This is a genomic window from Pedobacter sp. PF22-3 (genome assembly GCF_026239555.1).
Taxonomy (GTDB): Bacteria; Bacteroidota; Bacteroidia; order Sphingobacteriales; family Sphingobacteriaceae; genus Pedobacter.
In genome coordinates, this window is sequence record NZ_JAPIVP010000011.1 from 37,642 (window position 1) to 55,734 (window position 18,093).

Genomic DNA, 18,093 nt, shown 5'->3' on the forward strand with positions numbered 1-18,093 from the left:
TGAGAACCCATAATTGCTTTTGCCGAGCATTACGCACAGACCGGCGTTCAGCAGGTTTTTCAGTGATAGAATGTGTTCCATGAATGAAGTCAGTCTACCAGAAAGCAACTCAATCCTGAAAGTGCTGGTTTAGATAAAAAGTGCAGACCCTATAGGTCTTTAGCTCGAAAACAGAAAATAGCGCCATGATAGAGGAAGCTTAGGCCAAAAATTAATTATAAATATAAACTCTTATAACCATCTGCATGATATTATTAATATAATAGCCATAAGGTAATTAGGTTTTTATCCCCTACAAGTTCGTATCGCATGATCTGATCTGGAACCTGATCCCGGCCGATCCATCTTTTAACAGCCGCAAGAATGATAAACTACCCAGGATGGAAGATTACTTTGAGGGATATTACCTGCTGCAAAAAACAGCTATCGAAGTGATGACGGTAAACCACCCCAACGAACCCATGAGGGAAGATTACCTGAGCCTGTTCCCGAATGCCGATGCGAAGCATTTGCCTGAAAAAGATTTAAGAGGAAGATTTTTAGAAAAACACTCAGCCGTTGCTTACCATTGCGAACAATAATGGTTTTGAATATATGAGGAGGTTTATATCGCATTATCCTGGTTAAAATACAAGACTATTGGTATTTGAGGGTGTAGTTTTATTTCACCAGTGCAGGAAAGTATTGCAGCAGTAGCAATGTAGCAGAAAATAGATGGTTCAATTTTTTGATTTGCCAGGTTTATCCGGCGCGGATGTTCTTAATGTAATGTAATCTGTGCGTTTCTTCTGCCGCTTAATCTGCCGGTTGATACCACTTACCGGAAACAATCAACGCTCGCACAGGCAGTGCGATAGCCTGCCTTCCTTACTATGCTACCTTTTGGGCCAGGCCTGAATGGTATAAAAAGTCCTGTTAAATTAAGAAGTATCCGTTTTTTATAGCCATTTATTTTATCTTGAGCATATTGCGTAAAAAATGAATTTCTTTTTTAAGTTCTGCTATGTTCTTGTCTTTATCCTCCAGCCTTTTTTCGTATTGCTCCTTCAGTTCTTCAGAAAAATTTTTATTGTTAATTGCGGCATGCTCTCTTTTCTCGTTCTGGTGATTAAAAAAAATACCGTTTTCTGCTAACCACGATAGAATATCTACTTCCAAAACATGTTCTATTTTGGCTAAATAATCCAATGAGGGAAGACCCTTGTCACTTTCCCAGTTGGAAACTGTTTTCTGCGTAGTTTTTAAAATGAGCGCCAGCTCTTCCTGGCTCACCCGCTTATTTTCTCTTGCTTGTTTAAGCTTTGCACCTATTACCATATTTGAAAGAAGAATAATTTAGAATTTTTTTTCTGAAAATTAGAAAAATGAGTTATAAAAATATAGAATATAATTGTATATACTTGTATATATCCGCTTGATATAACGTAAATTAAAAATTACAAATAGTTTTATAATTGTAGATAAACAAATTTGTGCAAGCGATTTTAGATAATGAAAAAGCACCGTTTTATTGGAATTATTTAATTCAAATTTTATATTTTTTAATACCTAACTTAAATCAATTATGAAAAATTTAAATTCTTTTAGGAAGACGATTTCTTCTCTTGAAAACAAAAAATTAAAAGATCTTCAATCTATTCAGGGTGGTAGATCTTCAGTCAGATCTAATGTTGATTGTGGCGATGGATGTGCAGAGTGGGATGTATATTCAGGGCCTAATGGAACCGGACAATATTTAGGAAGAAGAATATTATCGGTAGGCGTTCCTGAAGGTAGCTTCGATGTAAATTAAATCGATTATTTTTTAAAAATTTAAGCCGTTTTCATCTTTTTGAAACGGTTTTTTTATTTCTCGTATTGCCTATATGATATTGATATTATCTGCAAATAACGATTTTACAACAAATGAAGTGATTAAATGGCTTCATATTTTTGATAAAAAGTATATCAGGGTTCATGAATTTGAATTATTTGAAATTAAAGTAATTGATAAAAAAATTTTACTTAAAAGCCAAAGGAACTCATTTTACATTGATGATATCAATAGCGTATGGTTTAGAAGAGGAGGGATAAAATTTAACCGGTTACAGTTTCAGAATGAATCTGTTAATAAGATTATGAATGAAACGCAGTTTTGCCTGGAAGATTATGTTATAAAAAAATTAGAATCAAAAAGACATATCAATAAACAAAGTAATAACCGCACGAATAAACTATTAATTTTAGAAAAGGCTGTAGCGGTAGGATTAGATGTACCATCTTATTTTCTGGCTGACAATACCGATCATATAAACCTGGGGAAAACAATCACCAAATCTATTTCTGAAAATATAATTGTTAAGTCTGCATTTGATGATTTTGATGGGATCTTATATACTTCCATAGTAGATAAGCAAGAAGATGAAGTATTTTTTCCAACATTTTTTCAGGAAAAAATTGAGAAAGAATTTGAAATCAGGTGTTTCTATTTGAATGGGAAAGTTTGGTCGTGTGCAATATTTTCTCAAAATGATGAACAGACCAAAATAGATAACAGAATCTATAATTATGGAAAGCCCAATAGAAATGTTAGGTATACGCTACCCCCCGAAATACACCATAAAATTTGTATTTTAATGACTGAGCTGGATTATAATTGTGGTTCAATTGACTTTATAAAGTCAGTTGATGGAAAATTTTATTTCTTAGAAGTCAATCCTGTAGGACAATTCTTAGGAATATCCGATATATGTAATTATACACTGGAAAAAGAAATAGCTGATTATCTGTAATAATATATGGAAAATAAAATACGCTCTGAAGAAAGGAATAAGCTTCCCCTTAATTTTAAATATCTCAATAAATTAGGCTCAAAAAAATCAAAAGAGTTGAATAAAAAAATATGCTATGTAAAATGCGAGAAATTCCAAACTGATTTTATGACCAGGGTAACCCCTTTCAAGGCTTTTACCAGAATGTTATGAAATATTTTAATTTATTCAGCAGCGTATTAATAACAAAGGGAGCCAGCAGAGTATTAATTTCTGATTTAGAAAGAAATGTATCAGAATTACAGTCGCTTGATCTCTACAACTTAACTGAGGACCTTAAATTAAACTCCATTGAAGATGTTATTAAAGAATACGATCGTGATTCTAAAGAAATTATTAACGAATATATTGACTTTTTATTAGAGAATGAATACGGATTTATATCCCACAACGATTGGGACAATAGCTTTAATCCGCTTTCTTTTGACTATGACAGTGCTGATGTAATCAATAATCTGTTTTTAGAACTGGATAATTTTTCCGTATTGCATAAAATCAGATGCGCAATGGATACTATAGATATTCGGTATTTAGTTATATACAGCATTCGGCAGTTATCAAAAGAAGAGTTGGAAGAGATTGATTTTATTTTCGAAAACACCTCTTTAGAAGGCATTGAAATATATTGCCCTTACCATGATCAGATGAATGACTCTTTTATTTCTGGCCTGAGTGATCAGAGCCAGCGGATTTATAAATTGGTGCTTTATAACTGTGATAATATCACATTTTCTACAAATGAAAACCTCAAATTTAGTTTAGAATATACGAAAGATCATATAACCATAAAAAACTGTGGAATTGTTGATTTAAAATACTTTAATACAAACAACACCAAAATATTTGAGAGTAAAAATTATAATTCCTGCTTATTTAAAAAAATTGGTATTGATATAGAGGGAAACATAAAGAATTGCCCGCTAATGCCAGATCATTTTGGGAACATCGGTAACACCAGCCTAGAAAAAGTATTGGAAATGGCTGGATTTAAAAAATATTGGAATCTCACCAAAGATCATATAGCGATATGCAAAGACTGCGAATTTCGTTATATATGCACAGACTGCCGGGCCTTTACCGAAAAAACGCATCAAAACAAAGATGGTTTAGATACCTCTAAACCTTTGAAATGTGGATATGATCCTTATACCGGGGAATGGAGTGAATGGAGTACAAATCCACTAAAAGAAAAAGCAATGAAATACTATGATTTCAAAATCGATAAATAGATTGTATATTATTAATTAGTTATAAACGCTACTTTATCATTCAGCGCTACCGCTATATCCAGTGCTACCATCCTTTAAAACCGTCCAAAAAAAAAATCAGTTGATGATGTTATTTTTTAAAAACAGAATTGAGTAGTGGTAATCCAGCAAATTCCGGCAAATCGTTTACCTGGCTGATATTTAGAAAAAGATGTCTATGTAGTCCGTTGTCATGCCATCACAATTCAGCATTTGTTGTAAGCGCCAGTATCTTCGCTTTCCGGAAGCTTTAAATACAGCTAAACCATTGCTTTCACAAGGTTTTCCACTATTGATATCCGCTATCCTTGATACGATTTTACCATTGAATTTAAGCAGCCGCCCCACTACAATAAAAGTGCCTTTGATGGTGACATATTCATTTTTGGTTTTATCCCTTTGCTCGCCTTCAATACTGTACTCATTCTCGCCAATCGATTTAACTATTACTTTTCCGGGCTTATTATTCTTATCAAAAGCAATCCATTGAATGGTAAATGCATGAGATCCAGTCCGTACTTTACCCGTACTTTCCTGATAGGCAGAACCGAATAGCGGTACTATCAGTAAAATAACATATGCTAAATTTCTCATCCTGTGTGATATTGATCTTTTAATTTTATTTAATCTATTACAAATACAAAAATAAACCGCTTTAGATTTATTTTTGTATACATTCTTTTAGGTATATCTTTTTTGAAGCCAAAGAAATTTCAAAAACTGAGGTAACTCAGCTCAAAATGTAAATGCTACATTTTTTCCACTGTGACATCAGGTATATGATACTAAGTAAAGAACAAAAATGATGCGAATGAATGATGTTGATGATAACATTGGCTGATGTATCAGCTGCAAGCGTATGCTATTCACAAGTGACTTTGTGATCAGCTCTTAGTTTATTTACCGTGGTCTCCGCTTATTTAGACCAAAACATAATGGTATCATATACAAACTGAACTTTCCCCCTGTCTTCGAATTTTGAAAATAAACCATCAATCCTGGACATCAGCTCTTCCAATGCAACTCCCGCTTTTGGACAATATGAGGAAGATTTTAATCTGCCCTTTAGTCCATCCAGGTCGAACACCTGGCTGTTCTCTATAGTTGCTGATTCCATTTCCTGCGGTAAAAAAAAATCGGATATTATTTTTTCGTCAACATTCCGATGGTTAACAGTTTTGTATTCCTCAATAGTATCATACAATATTTTTTCGTACGCTACCTGAAAAGCCGATCGGGTACTTCTTGAATTCCAAACTAAAACTATTGTGCCATTAGGTTTCAATATACGCCTGAACTCTTCTTTGCTGGCGATCTTATCAAACCAGTGGAAAGCTTGCCCACTAAATATAATATCCACACTATGATCAGCTAAAGTGGTACTTTCGGCAGTGCCATCAATGCTTGTGAATTGATTAAACTGTGCAAGCATGCGCTCTTGAGCGGCTCTCATTTCCTCATTAGGCTCAACCGCAAAAACTTTATTGCCATTTTCTAAGAACGGTATAGAGGATAAACCTGTCCCCGATCCGATATCTGCTACAATTTTCCCTTTATTAAAAGAAATGCGCTGTTCTAACACCTTAAGCATTTCCTGCGGATAGCTTGGCCGGTACTTAATATAATCATTTACATGATCTGCAAATCTTTTTGTATTGTCTGTCATGGCTTGAAATCTTATTATTGCTGTAAAATTATCAAATATAATAAAGTAAACCTTAGTGATAGCCACTTGTGGAAAACCTAAAAACCTTGTCCACAAGCCAACAAGCATAATCATACTGCACTTAACCGATCACTTTCACGCTACCCAATAACTATAGCTAAGATTTAAAAGAGACTTTTCTGGTAAACATCTTAAAGGCAAGACAATATTTTTTTATATTCGCTATTCCCAATTCATCACCCGATAGGAAATTTATAATATAATATACCTTAAAACGATCCAACCCTATTTTATGAACCATCCCTATACAATAACAATCATCAACAACTCCGCTGCAAATGATGAATTCTGCATTTTCCAGCAGGTTCCCGACAACCAGGATGGCATGACCATGCCACTGGCCTGGTTTGCCAGGCGAATTTACGCCGGCTCCCGTGTAACCTTTCAATGGCAAAATGATTATGACTTCGTTTGGTCTGAAACAGGTATTAGCCCGGGTAATGTATTTGATGCAAAGCAGATTTTAAGCGCAAATCCGCCGTATCAAAATACGGTTACCTTTAGCCGGATTAACTCCGGTTATGACTTTACCCAAGCGGTAGGCGGCCAGTTTAACAACCTGCTGACGATAAAAACGGAGGACGTTCTTTTTGAGGAAGGCGCGGGCTCGCCCAGTATTGGCATTGCTAATTCTGGCGCGCCGTTATTTGTCCGTCCGGCCAGGCCGCATACAGTTAACAACTTTCTTACCCCGCCACAACAACAATACCGTATTGCCCATGGTAGTTATGAGCAAGGGCAGGTTTTAGACATTGATTCAATCACGGATTTTGTGGAGCTGATATTTTTAAGGGATCAGTTTAACATGACCGTAACGCTAAATGCGGATATGAGCTGGACGGTTAAGCCCGGCTAAGAGGCTGTCTGCGCTTACCTTACCGATAATGAAAAGCTGACAAACGCTATTTAATATAGATGCTAAATTAATTTATTCTTACAAAAATGCTTGCCGGAGCGTCATAAGCATCTACGGAGATGATGAGGGTATCGCGGTCAATAGTAAAATAATTTCTAACTACACTTGCTATCCCTTCATAAGTGATTTCCTTTTCTTCTTTCTTTGTGATAAGTGATTGAAAGCTTTTAATCGTGTAGGCCCCTTTGCTTACGATCTGTCCATCATGCATCCTTTCGTAGGTAGTTTGGGTATATTTGGTGATATTTCCTTTACCCCTTTCATAGTTGGTCCTGATCCCCGTTAATCCATTTATTCCCGCTGTTAATTCCCATTCACCTACAAGCGTGTTAGCTGTTACCGGTCTATCCTTTTTACAGGCTAAAATGACAGTGCAAAAGGTAATAACCGATAGTAATTTTAAATTTTTCATTCTTTTTAGGTTTAGATCTGGCTTAAAACAGCTGCTCAGTATTGGGATAACCGGATAATTCAATTCATAGCTATCCCCAATAAAAAATAATTACTAGCTAAACAACTTCACTTCCTAAACGGAAGATCATTTTAAAACGCTACATACGTACGATGAACTATTAATTTTGAGTATCCAATTTATATACATATTATCTATCATAATCGAATTGAGAATGATGTTGTGTTGCAGACCCTATGGCTGAAATACCACGTAGCTTTTATACAGGAGAAACCGATATTACCTTCATTTGAAGTACAGGACTCAGTGAATGGACCATTGAGCTACCAGAAAAAAAGGAAGTAAACATTACTATTTTATTAATATAGCAGACGAATAATTATGGGATGAAATAACATTACCGTATCTGAACCGCCACCTTTAAAGTAAAAGTTTGTAATATATTTTGTCAGGTATTTAAATCAGTAAAAACAATTGAAATAAAAAAAGGAGCTGCAAAAATTGCAGCTCCTTTAATAAAATAAAGCTACATTAATGCTTTATTACAACCTGTTGCTTAAGCTTATCTTTCCCCTGTATAATATGAAGGAAATAATTACCATCCATTATTTTATCAGTAGGGATCACAATATCATTTCCATCTCTACTTTCTGCTGACCGTAAAACCTGGCCCCGCACATTAAGCAATTGTATGGAGAAGGGCACTTTACTCTTTGCCTCCACGCCAGTCCTGCTGGCTTCCTGGTTGCTTTGCGTTACAGTCATAGTATTACTGGCCGGATTTGGATAGGTAACAAATCTATTGCTTCCCTGGCAATCTACAGCTTCTGTTGAGATCTCGTAAACCTCTTCAATTGCAGCTGGATAATCTTCACAATTTTGATTACTAATCCATACACTTATAGAACAATCTCCCACTGGCAGATCAGTTGTAAAATAAAAATATCCACTGCTTGAAATTGCATTAACATGATAAGTCTGACTAACATAGCCAAGACCATATATCTTATAATTTAATCTTACAGGGTAAGATGTTACGTTTGATAGCTGATAAACCAGAGTATTTTTCATTTCACTGTAACGCCCGGGATTGGTACAAAGTTTACCCATAACGCATCCTTCCTCACAATATGCTTCGGCGTAAACGGTTCCTTGTGGAACAGTGTTATCCATTTCGGCAGTTTGTAAATTTAAAGAACCACATGGCGTCTGAATAGTTGCAACTATTCTGAATTTTCCGCCATTTCCATCAATATTGACGGTAGCAGAATTTGCTGTGCTGCTCAAAATTGCAGCGCCATTGCCAACTATGCTCCAATTAACCGTCATGCCCGCAGTTAAGTTGCTTACTTCATAAACACCATTATTGCATAAATAAGCTGGGCCGGTGATCTGTAAACCACTACACATTATTGTACAATCAGTTGCCACAGGGTAATTGCCTGTAGCATTCCTTGCCGCAGTAAGCTCGGCTGCTAACCAATTTCCATTGCGTACACTAACAGAAGTATGAAGTTCATTGCCTGTAGGAGGTTGCAGATTACCATTGTATGCCGTAATAAAGTTGGCAAAAGGCGTGCTTTTAGAACCCGTTGGTGGAGTAGCACCGCGATATTTGGCAATAAAATCTGTATTTGATAAGCTAACTGCCCCACTACCGATATCAAGGGAACTTGTTACAGGAATGAAATTAAAAGATCCCACATTCGAAGCAGTGATATTATATTTAAAAAACCAGTTTTGATGATAACTATCTTTTAGGTTTATAGGAAGCTTGAAAGCTCCGCCAGGGTAGGAATCATAAGGAAACATACCACCGGGAGCATAAAAACTTTTGTTGGTGATATTAACCGTTATGGGGATCAACCACAAAAACTTCTTTGTAAATGAAATTTTATTATAGTAAACCCTGTTCCCTCCGGAGCTTGCTGTCTGATTAACTTTTAAATCAATATTTAAATCCGACCGACCAGGAAGTACACCAAGTAAAAGCGGAAGTTGTTGAGTTAGAACTGCAGCTAAAGGAAACGCTGCTGGAAAAACCAAGGAAGTCACCAGGTCTCCGGCGAAGCGTGAGTTAAATTTGCCGTCGTAACTCAAAATCAGGGCGCCTTCACCTGCCTCTTGCGGAGCTGCGCACTCCGAACCATTGCTTACCGCCACAATGCGTAATGGGTTGCCAGCAAAACCCTGCGGATAACCCAGGTTGCGTAAATCTGTTTGCCACTGGTTATGTACAGAATTATCTATTGCATTATTATTATCCACAAAATTAATTAGCATCTGTCTTGCCGCAGGGGTATTGGCCAAATTCAATGCTTTATACGGGCTTACGCCATTGCTCCAAACTTGTATTAATTCATAAGCTGCAGCAGTTATGCCTGTTTTAACATATAAATTGAGCATATGCTTGGCCAGGTGCTGATAGCCCAGTGGTACGTTGGCACCCTGATGAGGACTATCATAGCTAACGAAAAGTTTTGTATCGTGGTTTTCATTACTGTTTTCCATTTCTTTTAGCGCCCAGCGTGTAACCAATCCGCCCATGCTTAACCCTACAATCATATTTTTAGCTGTACTGCCATTGTCAGCTTTCATTGAATTTACCTGGCGGATGACTTGTTTAAGTAACTGAGCGTTCTTCTTGATATTATCAGTGCCAATTTTATAATCCACATACACAATATCATATTGAGGAAAATCAATTAATAAATTTTTAAAATCCGAATTGGCAGCATTGACATTTCTTAAGAATGAATTAATAGTATTTTCTCCAAATTCTTCTTCTGGGCTGGTAATATGACCATTGTCAAATCCTTCAGCAATGATTAATGGATTACGAAGGCCTAAAGCCGGATTCGAATAACGGATTGTCATATAACCTTCTGCATATTCACCGGTAAAAGCATTAGTGGCGGTTACTGGTATTACTTCTTGGTTTGGTCTGGGGCCTCCCCGTGTAGCCATCGATCCGTCAACTATTGATGGCAATATGTATATTTTAGAATGGCTGTACAATTGCCCGCCACCAGCAAGATTCAGGCGATACTGAATCTCCTTAAAGCCCGTATCCGGGTAATTTGCATACAAAGGGGTACCTATAGTAATCGTTCTAAAACCCAAACCATCTCCGGCATCAATCTGCAGGCTGCTAATTTCACCTGGTTGATTTCCGAAAAAAAGATTAGCCGGAAGTACAATCTGCTGATTCAGACCTTCATAATTTTGAACAAAAGGGCTTATTGCAAATGCCGATGAAATTTGATAGGGATTTTGCCAGGTACCGTTCACGTAGCGATCATACAATACATTATTGCTCACCGTGATCAGGTTATTATTTAATGCATCTTCTCTCAATTTGGCATAACGATAAAACATGCCCGTCAGAAGGATTTTACCAGGCGCTCTTGCTGGGAAGGCGAGGCTATCTATATCCCTTTCTTTTAAAAATGTTGGCGGTGAGTTGCCAAAGCGCATTGAACGTAATGTTTGGTTAATGGCGTAAAACTCTTTAATATCAACAAAGGTACTGTCTGCAATAAAACTACCATTGTAATTGCTGAGATTTACCTGTTCAAAGGCCATATCGTACAGTAAGCCATGCGGCGTACGGTTAATTTCCAACTGGCCGAATACCTGTGCCATTGCGTCTGAAAAGGATGTGTTGGTTTCTGGTGCCTGCGCATTTGCAAATAATGATGCAAGCGAAAATAGGGAAATGAGTATTCCCTTAAGAGCGTTTTTTATCATAGGTTAAAAATTTTTACAGTTTAATATCGAATCTACCCTCCCTTATTTCTACTTTTTCTCCGGCATCACTCACAGCATTAAACCAAAAAGTTCCAGCAACAATATATTTATCAAAATAGGTGATTTTTATATTTCCCGTTAATTGGTCATTTGTATTATAGTCGGTGCCATAAGACTCTTTAGGACCTCTATAATTGTATACTCCATACGATTTTTCGTTATCTTGATTACGCTTTGTCAATGAGTAGTTTTCACCTTGCTTGATACTTGATGCGTTAATAAAAAGTAAAATATCACTTGAGCCAGGATTCTGATTATTTCGAGCGCTGATACTTAAAAATGGCCTTGAATTATATACATCATAATTGGCCTTAAGTGCTCCCAACGGCCCTGATTTAACCTTAGGAATAAATAGTTCCCCGTTAACAAGACATCCAAAAGTGTTAGCCCCAGTGGTGGTAGCGGACGGTAAATCATCAATAGGATTATTACTTTTTTTCTTGCAAGCCAGTCCGGTAGCTACAAGGCTTATGATTAAAATAGTTGCGTAGAATTGGATTTTCATTATATGATTAGTTTATTAGGATTAATTAAAGTTGGTCTTTTCTCTCTGTTTGGTTTTTAAAATTTAAACTTTTAATTTTTAGAATCTTACATCAAATCTCCCTTCTCTGATTTCGACTTTTTCTCCGGCATCACTTACGGCATCGAACCAAAAGGTTCCAGAAGCAATTTTCTTATCAAAGCATTTTATATATACTTTTCCAATTACTTTATCATTAGTGTGATATTCCTTTGGAGTGGTTTCTATAAAATAATAGCTAGCTGATGAATTTCCTTGCTTAGATGACGTTAGATTATACTCTTGTCCTTCTTTAAGATCATCAGCCGTAACAATCAATGCCATACTGCTTGAAGATTTTTTTTGGCGGTTATCTCTAGCGCTAATACTGAAAAATAGTTTGCCATTGCCAAAATCAAAATTACTCTCAAGCGCTCCACGTGGTCCAAAATTAACTTTTGGAATAAACGATGCGCCATTCACAAGACAGCCAAAAGTATTGGCTCCGGTAGTTGTTAGTGGCGGTAAATTATCGATAGGATTTTCGTTTTTTTTCTTGCACGATAGGCCCATTATGATAAGGCAGACCAGTAGAATTACATTGGAGCGTTTTAATTTCATGATGTGATCCGGTTTGAGCACTAAAATAATACATATCGGGGATTAGTGTATATTAATCTTTTGTTAACTGGTGGTCCGGATGAGGTATTGTATAATCGATATATTATAAAAAACACCTCATTTTGCCTATCAAAAAACTTGTTCATATTAATTTAACATTACAGCTATTTTTTATGGATACCTTCGCCCCGCATTTTAAAATGATCTGATTAGCGACACTCGTTAGACATTTAAAAAACAATGAAATTTAAAAACATCCTTATCTATTCAGGATTTATCGGAGTCCTGTCCCTGTCTGCCTGTTCAAAAAAAATTGCTGTTGAGGAAGAAACTCCTGTGGCCCCACCAAAAGCGGCAACGGCTTACAACATTTGCTGAACACCTCCCCAAACCATCGTATCACATTTACAAATTCATTTAACGCTTAAACAAAAATTAAACAATGCTGCAACCATGATTGGGTAAGAACCTTTCATATCTGTTTATAGCTGATCTCATGCCAGTTTGCGAAAAAGATTTCCGAAAAAACCAAAATAGTCACTCAGGCAGGTTTTGGCTACAAACAGATCGGTTATGGCTACATTCCCGTTTGATTGACCACATACCTTTGCTTCATATTAATTAAAAAAACAGAAGTATGTTAGCTCAAAACAAAATTGCGGTTGTTACTGGTGGCAGCCGCGGTATCGGGAAAGATATAGTCCTCAATCTGGCTAAAAATGGATTGGATATCGTTTTCACCTACAACAATCAGGAAGAAGCTGCAGCAGCAGTGGTAAAACAAATTGAAAAGCTGGGACAAAAGGGAATTGCATTGAAGCTTGATGTTTCCGATTCTTCAGGTTTCGATGATTTTACAAAAACTTTGATATCAGCATTACAGTCTCAACTGAACACCGACGGGTTTGATTTTCTAATCAACAATGCTGGTTTTATACACTATGCAGCATTTGAAAATTTAAGCGAAGAGCAGTTTACCGAAATGGAAAATGTACATTTTAGAGGGCCATTTTTCCTGACGCAAAAGCTATTGCCAAAAATGAAACCCTTTGGTGGCATCGTAAATGTTTCTTCGGGCCTTACACGTTTTGCTACACCTGGTTTTGCAGCTTATGCCGCATTAAAAGGTGCTATGGAAACATTAACAAAGTATCAGGCCCAGGAATTGGGTAAGAGAAATATCAGGGTAAATGTAATCGCCCCGGGCGCGATTGAAACCGACATTATGGGCGGTGCTGTTCGGGACAATGAACAAATGAACAGATACCTGGCATCACAAACTGCTCTGGGAAGGGTCGGTCTTCCTGAAGATATTGGCGGCGTAGTTGCTTTTTTATGCAGTGATGCCGCAGGCTGGATCAACGCCCAGAGAATAGAAATTTCAGGAGGATCCAATCTTTAAGACCGATATGAAAATGGAAAATAAGGAAAGAGATTTGGTAAAAGCATTAACGAAAACGGAGCTGGATACCATCAGGAAATTTTACGGTGCTTTTAACAGGAAAAATACGGCCATACTCGATGAAATCTGTATGCCTGACTGGAAAGATATTCCCTTGGCTCCCGGACAGGCCGATGGACCGAAAGGTCTTCAGGATATCATGAGCTATCTTTTTGAAGCCTGCCCTGATATCGAGGTGGAGATCCACGAAATTTTGGGAACTCATGAACGGGCAGCCGTAAGGGCTTCAATGAAATTTACCCATGTGAATGAAATCATGGGGATTCCGCCCACTCATCAACAAGTATCTGTTTCGTTGCACGAGTTTCATCATTTAAAGGATGGCAAGCTTACCCATACCTGGCATCTGGAAGATTGGTTCGGACTTTTAACCAGCGGCAAACCTAAGGACATTACTTAATAACCTGAGTTCGATGATTCATATGGCCTATAGTAGCTTATACTGTTTTTTGATCAAATAGGCCGTCAGCCTGATCCGATAGCTAGCGGATTCAATTCAGCGTATTTCCTGGTAAAAAGATGCTGAAACAAGTTCAGCCTGAAGAATCGGTTAGGATAGCCCCTCTATCAGGCAGTATTTTAATTGAATTATTATCGGGTTCAGGTTAAAAGTTGTTAAGAATCATGTTAGATTTTCATCCTGTATGTTATACAACAGGTAAATAAAGCTTTAAATTTGCATCTATGGAAATTGTTACCATCAAGTCGATTACAGCATACCACCGTTTCAGAGGACTTCCTAAACCTGAGCACCCATTAATAAGTCTCGTTGATTATGCCCTGTTGCAATTTCCGGATGATGCAAAAGCGGTAAATATGGTAATGGATTTTTATTCGATTGCTTTAAAGCGTGATATTGGGGCAAAGCTGCATTACGGACAACAAATTTATGATTTTGATGAAGGGCTGATGTCTTTCGTTGCGCCAGGCCAGGTTTTGCGGATAGAGCGAGATCAGGGTTCGCCAACAGGCGGATCCGGTTTTCTGTTGCAGATTCACCCTGATTTTTTATGGGGATCTGCTTTAGCCCAGCAGATCAAAAATTATTCTTTTTTTGATTATTCCATTCATGAAGCACTTTTTCTTTCCAGTAAGGAGGAAACCAGCATACTTCATATTTTCGAAAGTATAAAGCAGGAATATCATGATAATATCGATGGCTTCTCGCAAGGTCTCATTGTATCTCAAATTGAACTGTTGCTCAAATACTGTGAACGATTTTACAACCGGCAGTTCATCACCAGAAAAATCAGCAGCCACCAAATGCTGGTTAAAGTGGAGAATTTTCTTAACAACCATTTCTCTGCTGAAAAACATCAGGAAGCTGGTTTACTATCGGTAAAAACTGTTGCAGATGCCATGAATGTTTCATCCGACTATTTAAGCAGTCTGTTAAAACAGCTCACCGGTAAAAATGTTCAGGAACACATCCATCATAAACTTATTGAGAAGGCAAAGGCCAAATTATCTGTCACCAGTCTTTCGGTGAGTGAGATCGCCTATGCGCTCGGTTTTGAACATCCCCAATCTTTCAGTAAATTTTTTAAAATGAAGACAAACTTCTCGCCACTGGAGTTTCGGAAATCATTTAATTAAAAAACGGTTAGCCAACTTCATTCTACTGGTTGTGATGTATCGATGAAAGCACTCCATTCTTGATTTCAATTATGCTAAAAAATCGGCCATCAAGTGAGCAATCGTTTAAAATTAATTGAAGGACGCACGGAACTCAACGGGAGTAAGATCGGTTTTGCTTTTAAATAGTTTGCTAAACGACTGGGGGTAATCGAATCCCAGCGCGAAAGCAATTTCCCCGACGGTAAGTGTGGTGGTGGAAAGTTTTTCTTTTGCTTTTTCAATGATCTTTTCGTGAATGTGCTGCTGGGTATTCTGACCGGTAAGGGCCTTCAAAATCCCACTCAGATAGTTGGGAGAACAATGCAGAAGTGCCGCAATATAGGGTACGGTAGGCAATCCTTTATTGATCATGTTTTCATCATTAAAATAGTCATCGAGAATTTTTTCCAGTTTATCCAGGATTTGACTTCCGGATATTTTACGGGTAAGAAACTGACGCATATAAAAGCGGTTTGAATAATTGAGGAATGATTCAATCTGGGAGATGATGATCGACTCACTAAATTTATCGATGTGTGAATGGTATTCCTGTTCGATATTTTTGATAAAACTTCGCAATACCATTTCTTCTTTCTCAGAAACAAACAGCGCTTCATTTATTGCATAGTTGAAAAACTCATATTTTTTGATGGCTTTGGCCAATGGATTTCCCCAAAGGAAGTCAGGATGGATGAGCAGCATACTTCCTGCACTCCTGAAATCATCATCTGCTTTGAATGAAAATACCTGATTAGGGGATATAAAGAACAATATCCCCTCATCAAAATCATATTTTTGCTGCCCGTAGCCATACTGTACATCTCCAGCCTCCACTTTTTTGAGTGAGATCAAATAAAAGTCGAATACCACCCTGATGGTTTCTTCACTCCTGTAAGGTGTTATTTCGGCTAGATCTATAACACTAATCATAGGATGTTCAGGATGGCCTATACCTAGTATTTTATGATATTCCTTGATTGTTTTTATTCTGTAGGGCTGCTGCAAAATCATTCCGGTTAGCGTAAAAGTTCTAAATATAAGATTATTCCACATCAACTCTTTCCAAAGTCAGCCCGCGATTTAACCCGAAGAAAGAAAGTCCCCAAAAACCTTTGATATTGAGGCTGCCGTTTTTGGTCATGGTCAGATATGAATCATAGGTATTTCCTTTTTCCCCATCGTAATCATAGAGCTTTCCCTTCCACTTGTTCTTCTTATTATCGAAAGTAATTTCTTTTAACAATAAAATTCCTACCAAAGGCCGTTTCCGTTTTTCCTTATCAGGATTATTGACATCTAAAACGGGGTTTCCATCATGATCAACAGCATGTTTTAAATAGGTTAGCTTACCATAATAATTGTTACCGTTTTTAAATATCTGTACATTGCCCTCTTTTACCGGACTGTACCATACACCAACAATATCATCGGCTTTTGACTGTGAAAATAACATGGTAGAAAAATTTAGAAAGAGGATGGTTAGAAATAGCTGTCTCATTGCTCGTTATATTTTAAGGCGAATGCTTTCGCAAAATCATTCATTTTTGTTTTACCCAAAATGGCTGGCCTGTTTTTGAAATAATCCTCAAACAGACTACCATGATGCATCGCCGCATTCATTTCCGTAAATGCTGTGGCGATTTCGGACGATGCCCCTATTTGCGTAAACGCGTCAGTCATTTGCTTGTCACTGATCAGTACCCATTTTAAGTAGGGCTTTCCGATGGCCTTTCCCAAAACAGTGGCTATTTCCTGGCAGGTAAGTTCTTCACTGGCAACATATCTCACTTTCTTTCCTCCTTGCTGAGCGTTAACTTCCTCGGCGATAGCGGATGCGATATCTATGGGCGATACCCAGGCGATTTTGTCAGTTCCACCATAGTTCGACAATATAATGCCTGAATATCCTTTGAAAAGACCTTTCAGACCATAATGCCTGAAGTAGAGTAATTTACCGATAAAACCTTCCAAAAAGCCTTTGCCCTTAACCATGTCCATAAAGGCGTACAAATTATAATCGAAAGAGCCCGGGCGAAGATGGGTAACAACTACATCCTGAGGAAGTTGTTTAAAAACGTTTTCTGCAATATGGTGAAAAACCAGTACCCCTGCCCCGGTGGGCTTTTCGGCACCAACACTGCTCAGCTGTATTACTTTTTTTATTCCCGAGTTTTGAATCGCCTGAACATAATTTTTGCTGATGTTTAATGCCTGTTTCTGATAATCAAGTGTCTGATCTCCGAAAAAGTTAAAGGGCGGAAGCATACAATAAGCAGCATCATGACCCTCAAAAGTTTTAGTTAAAAAAACGATGTCCTCTACTTGTCCGATCGCAGCCTTTGCACCCAACTGCTCGATTGCTGCTTTCCTTGCGCCCGAGCTGCTGATTACGGTAACCTGATGTCCTTGTTCAATCAATAGCAACACCAGCGGCTTACTGACATTTCCTAATGAACCTGTCACAACTATTTTCATATTAATTTAATATTTATTTCTGATGCAAAGCTCAGTCAATTGAATTCCGCCCACGTGTTCAAATCCGCTTTTCTTGTGTTCAAAAACACGCTATTAAACTTTGTAGAGAAATATTTCTTGCATTAGCCCGGGTAACAGTACTGCATCTTATTCTTTAGCGGGTATTCATCGGCCATGAATTGGCGTAAGCGAAGTGGTAAAATTTTAAGAAAGCTTATCGCTTTGGCCCATATTTTGTAAAAATAAATGCATGAAAGTACAGATAGATGCCAGTAAACATGATTTAATTGCGCTGATAACGTTTCTCAAAAGTGACGCTAGATTTACCAAAATTTCAGCGCAGTTGGAAGCAGCAATAGCATTGGAAGCGCATAATCATGAAGATGATATCCCAAAGGCGGGAGACAACCCAATTATACTACGTTCGGAGTAGTGCCCCTGAATGGTTTGTGGTATGTGGTGTTGATAGTAGAATTAGTTTTATATGACTTCATC

The 18,093-nt window shown here is 37.4% G+C and carries 19 protein-coding genes; 9 read left to right on the forward strand and 10 right to left on the reverse strand.

Annotated features, from left to right (window positions below):
- The first annotated feature begins 380 nt into the window (after positions 1-380).
- A complete protein-coding gene (locus OQX63_RS14785) occupies positions 381-581 on the forward strand; it encodes a hypothetical protein (protein WP_265851628.1) in 201 nt (66 codons plus the stop codon).
- Positions 582-948: 367 nt separating this feature from the next.
- Here the strand turns inward: OQX63_RS14785 and OQX63_RS14790 are convergent, their stop codons facing one another.
- Complete coding sequence (locus OQX63_RS14790) at positions 949-1,317, reverse strand: helix-turn-helix domain-containing protein (RefSeq protein WP_265851629.1); 369 nt, start codon at positions 1,315-1,317, stop codon at positions 949-951.
- A gap of 247 nt (positions 1,318-1,564) precedes the next feature.
- Here OQX63_RS14790 and OQX63_RS14795 point away from each other — a divergent pair, with 247 nt between their 5' ends.
- The 3 genes from OQX63_RS14795 to gwsS all read left to right on the forward strand — a co-directional run bounded on the left by OQX63_RS14795 (position 1,565) and on the right by gwsS (position 4,039).
- Positions 1,565-1,792: a hypothetical protein gene (locus OQX63_RS14795; RefSeq protein ID WP_265851630.1), complete on the forward strand. Its 228-nt coding sequence runs from the start codon at positions 1,565-1,567 to the stop codon at positions 1,790-1,792.
- A gap of 73 nt (positions 1,793-1,865) precedes the next feature.
- A complete protein-coding gene (gene gwsG / locus OQX63_RS14800) occupies positions 1,866-2,771 on the forward strand; it encodes a grasp-with-spasm system ATP-grasp peptide maturase (protein WP_265851631.1) in 906 nt (301 codons plus the stop codon).
- Between the two features lie 188 nt (positions 2,772-2,959).
- Positions 2,960-4,039, forward strand: a complete 1,080-nt coding sequence (gene gwsS, locus OQX63_RS14805) for a grasp-with-spasm system SPASM domain peptide maturase (RefSeq protein ID WP_265851632.1) — start codon at positions 2,960-2,962, stop codon at positions 4,037-4,039.
- A gap of 180 nt (positions 4,040-4,219) precedes the next feature.
- Here gwsS and OQX63_RS14810 read toward each other — a convergent pair whose 3' ends face one another.
- Positions 4,220-4,651 carry a hypothetical protein gene (locus tag OQX63_RS14810; protein ID WP_265851633.1) on the reverse strand — a complete coding sequence of 144 codons (432 nt, stop codon included), beginning with the start codon at positions 4,649-4,651 and terminating at the stop codon, positions 4,220-4,222.
- Positions 4,652-4,973: 322 nt separating this feature from the next.
- Positions 4,974-5,723, reverse strand: a complete 750-nt coding sequence (locus tag OQX63_RS14815) for a class I SAM-dependent methyltransferase (RefSeq protein ID WP_265851634.1) — start codon at positions 5,721-5,723, stop codon at positions 4,974-4,976.
- 292 nt (positions 5,724-6,015) lie between these two features.
- On the opposite strand from OQX63_RS14815, the gene OQX63_RS14820 reads away from it, so the two are divergent.
- A complete protein-coding gene (locus OQX63_RS14820) occupies positions 6,016-6,639 on the forward strand; it encodes a hypothetical protein (protein ID WP_265851635.1) in 624 nt (207 codons plus the stop codon).
- A 67-nt stretch (positions 6,640-6,706) separates the two neighbouring features.
- Here the strand turns inward: OQX63_RS14820 and OQX63_RS14825 are convergent, their stop codons facing one another.
- From OQX63_RS14825 to OQX63_RS14840, 4 genes are all read right to left on the reverse strand, one after another.
- Positions 6,707-7,111 carry a hypothetical protein gene (locus OQX63_RS14825; RefSeq protein ID WP_265851636.1) on the reverse strand — a complete coding sequence of 135 codons (405 nt, stop codon included), beginning with the start codon at positions 7,109-7,111 and terminating at the stop codon, positions 6,707-6,709.
- Between the two features lie 531 nt (positions 7,112-7,642).
- Positions 7,643-10,861 carry a T9SS type A sorting domain-containing protein gene (locus OQX63_RS14830; protein ID WP_265851637.1) on the reverse strand — a complete coding sequence of 1,073 codons (3,219 nt, stop codon included), beginning with the start codon at positions 10,859-10,861 and terminating at the stop codon, positions 7,643-7,645.
- A gap of 13 nt (positions 10,862-10,874) precedes the next feature.
- Positions 10,875-11,426, reverse strand: a complete 552-nt coding sequence (locus tag OQX63_RS14835; protein WP_265851638.1) for a DUF6252 family protein — start codon at positions 11,424-11,426, stop codon at positions 10,875-10,877.
- A 78-nt stretch (positions 11,427-11,504) separates the two neighbouring features.
- Positions 11,505-12,044: a DUF6252 family protein gene (locus OQX63_RS14840; protein ID WP_265851639.1), complete on the reverse strand. Its 540-nt coding sequence runs from the start codon at positions 12,042-12,044 to the stop codon at positions 11,505-11,507.
- A 637-nt stretch (positions 12,045-12,681) separates the two neighbouring features.
- Here OQX63_RS14840 and OQX63_RS14845 point away from each other — a divergent pair.
- From OQX63_RS14845 to OQX63_RS14855, 3 genes are all read left to right on the forward strand, one after another.
- On the forward strand, positions 12,682-13,446 hold the full coding sequence (locus tag OQX63_RS14845) for an SDR family NAD(P)-dependent oxidoreductase (RefSeq protein ID WP_265851640.1): 765 nt from the start codon (positions 12,682-12,684) through the stop codon (positions 13,444-13,446).
- A 13-nt stretch (positions 13,447-13,459) separates the two neighbouring features.
- A complete protein-coding gene (locus OQX63_RS14850) occupies positions 13,460-13,906 on the forward strand; it encodes an ester cyclase (RefSeq protein ID WP_265851641.1) in 447 nt (148 codons plus the stop codon).
- Positions 13,907-14,190: 284 nt separating this feature from the next.
- Entirely contained in the window at positions 14,191-15,102 is a 912-nt protein-coding gene (locus tag OQX63_RS14855; RefSeq protein ID WP_265851642.1) for a helix-turn-helix domain-containing protein, read from the forward strand.
- A 111-nt stretch (positions 15,103-15,213) separates the two neighbouring features.
- Here the strand turns inward: OQX63_RS14855 and OQX63_RS14860 are convergent, their stop codons facing one another.
- The 3 genes from OQX63_RS14860 to OQX63_RS14870 are packed head-to-tail and all read right to left on the reverse strand — an operon-like array spanning position 15,214 to position 17,598.
- Positions 15,214-16,134 (reverse strand): helix-turn-helix domain-containing protein, encoded by a 921-nt coding sequence (locus OQX63_RS14860; RefSeq protein WP_265851740.1) that lies wholly within the window; start codon positions 16,132-16,134, stop codon positions 15,214-15,216.
- Between the two features lie 31 nt (positions 16,135-16,165).
- Positions 16,166-16,621 carry a DUF2147 domain-containing protein gene (locus OQX63_RS14865; RefSeq protein WP_265851643.1) on the reverse strand — a complete coding sequence of 152 codons (456 nt, stop codon included), beginning with the start codon at positions 16,619-16,621 and terminating at the stop codon, positions 16,166-16,168.
- The gene (locus OQX63_RS14870) at positions 16,618-17,598 is read right to left on the reverse strand and encodes an NAD(P)H-binding protein (RefSeq protein ID WP_265851644.1); all 981 of its coding nucleotides are present in this window, start codon (positions 17,596-17,598) and stop codon (positions 16,618-16,620) included. Before OQX63_RS14870 ends, OQX63_RS14865 begins: the two co-directional genes overlap by 4 nt.
- Before the next feature lie 250 nt (positions 17,599-17,848).
- Here OQX63_RS14870 and OQX63_RS14875 point away from each other — a divergent pair, with 250 nt between their 5' ends.
- Positions 17,849-18,031 (forward strand): hypothetical protein, encoded by a 183-nt coding sequence (locus tag OQX63_RS14875; RefSeq protein WP_265851645.1) that lies wholly within the window; start codon positions 17,849-17,851, stop codon positions 18,029-18,031.
- Positions 18,032-18,093 lie beyond the last annotated feature (62 nt).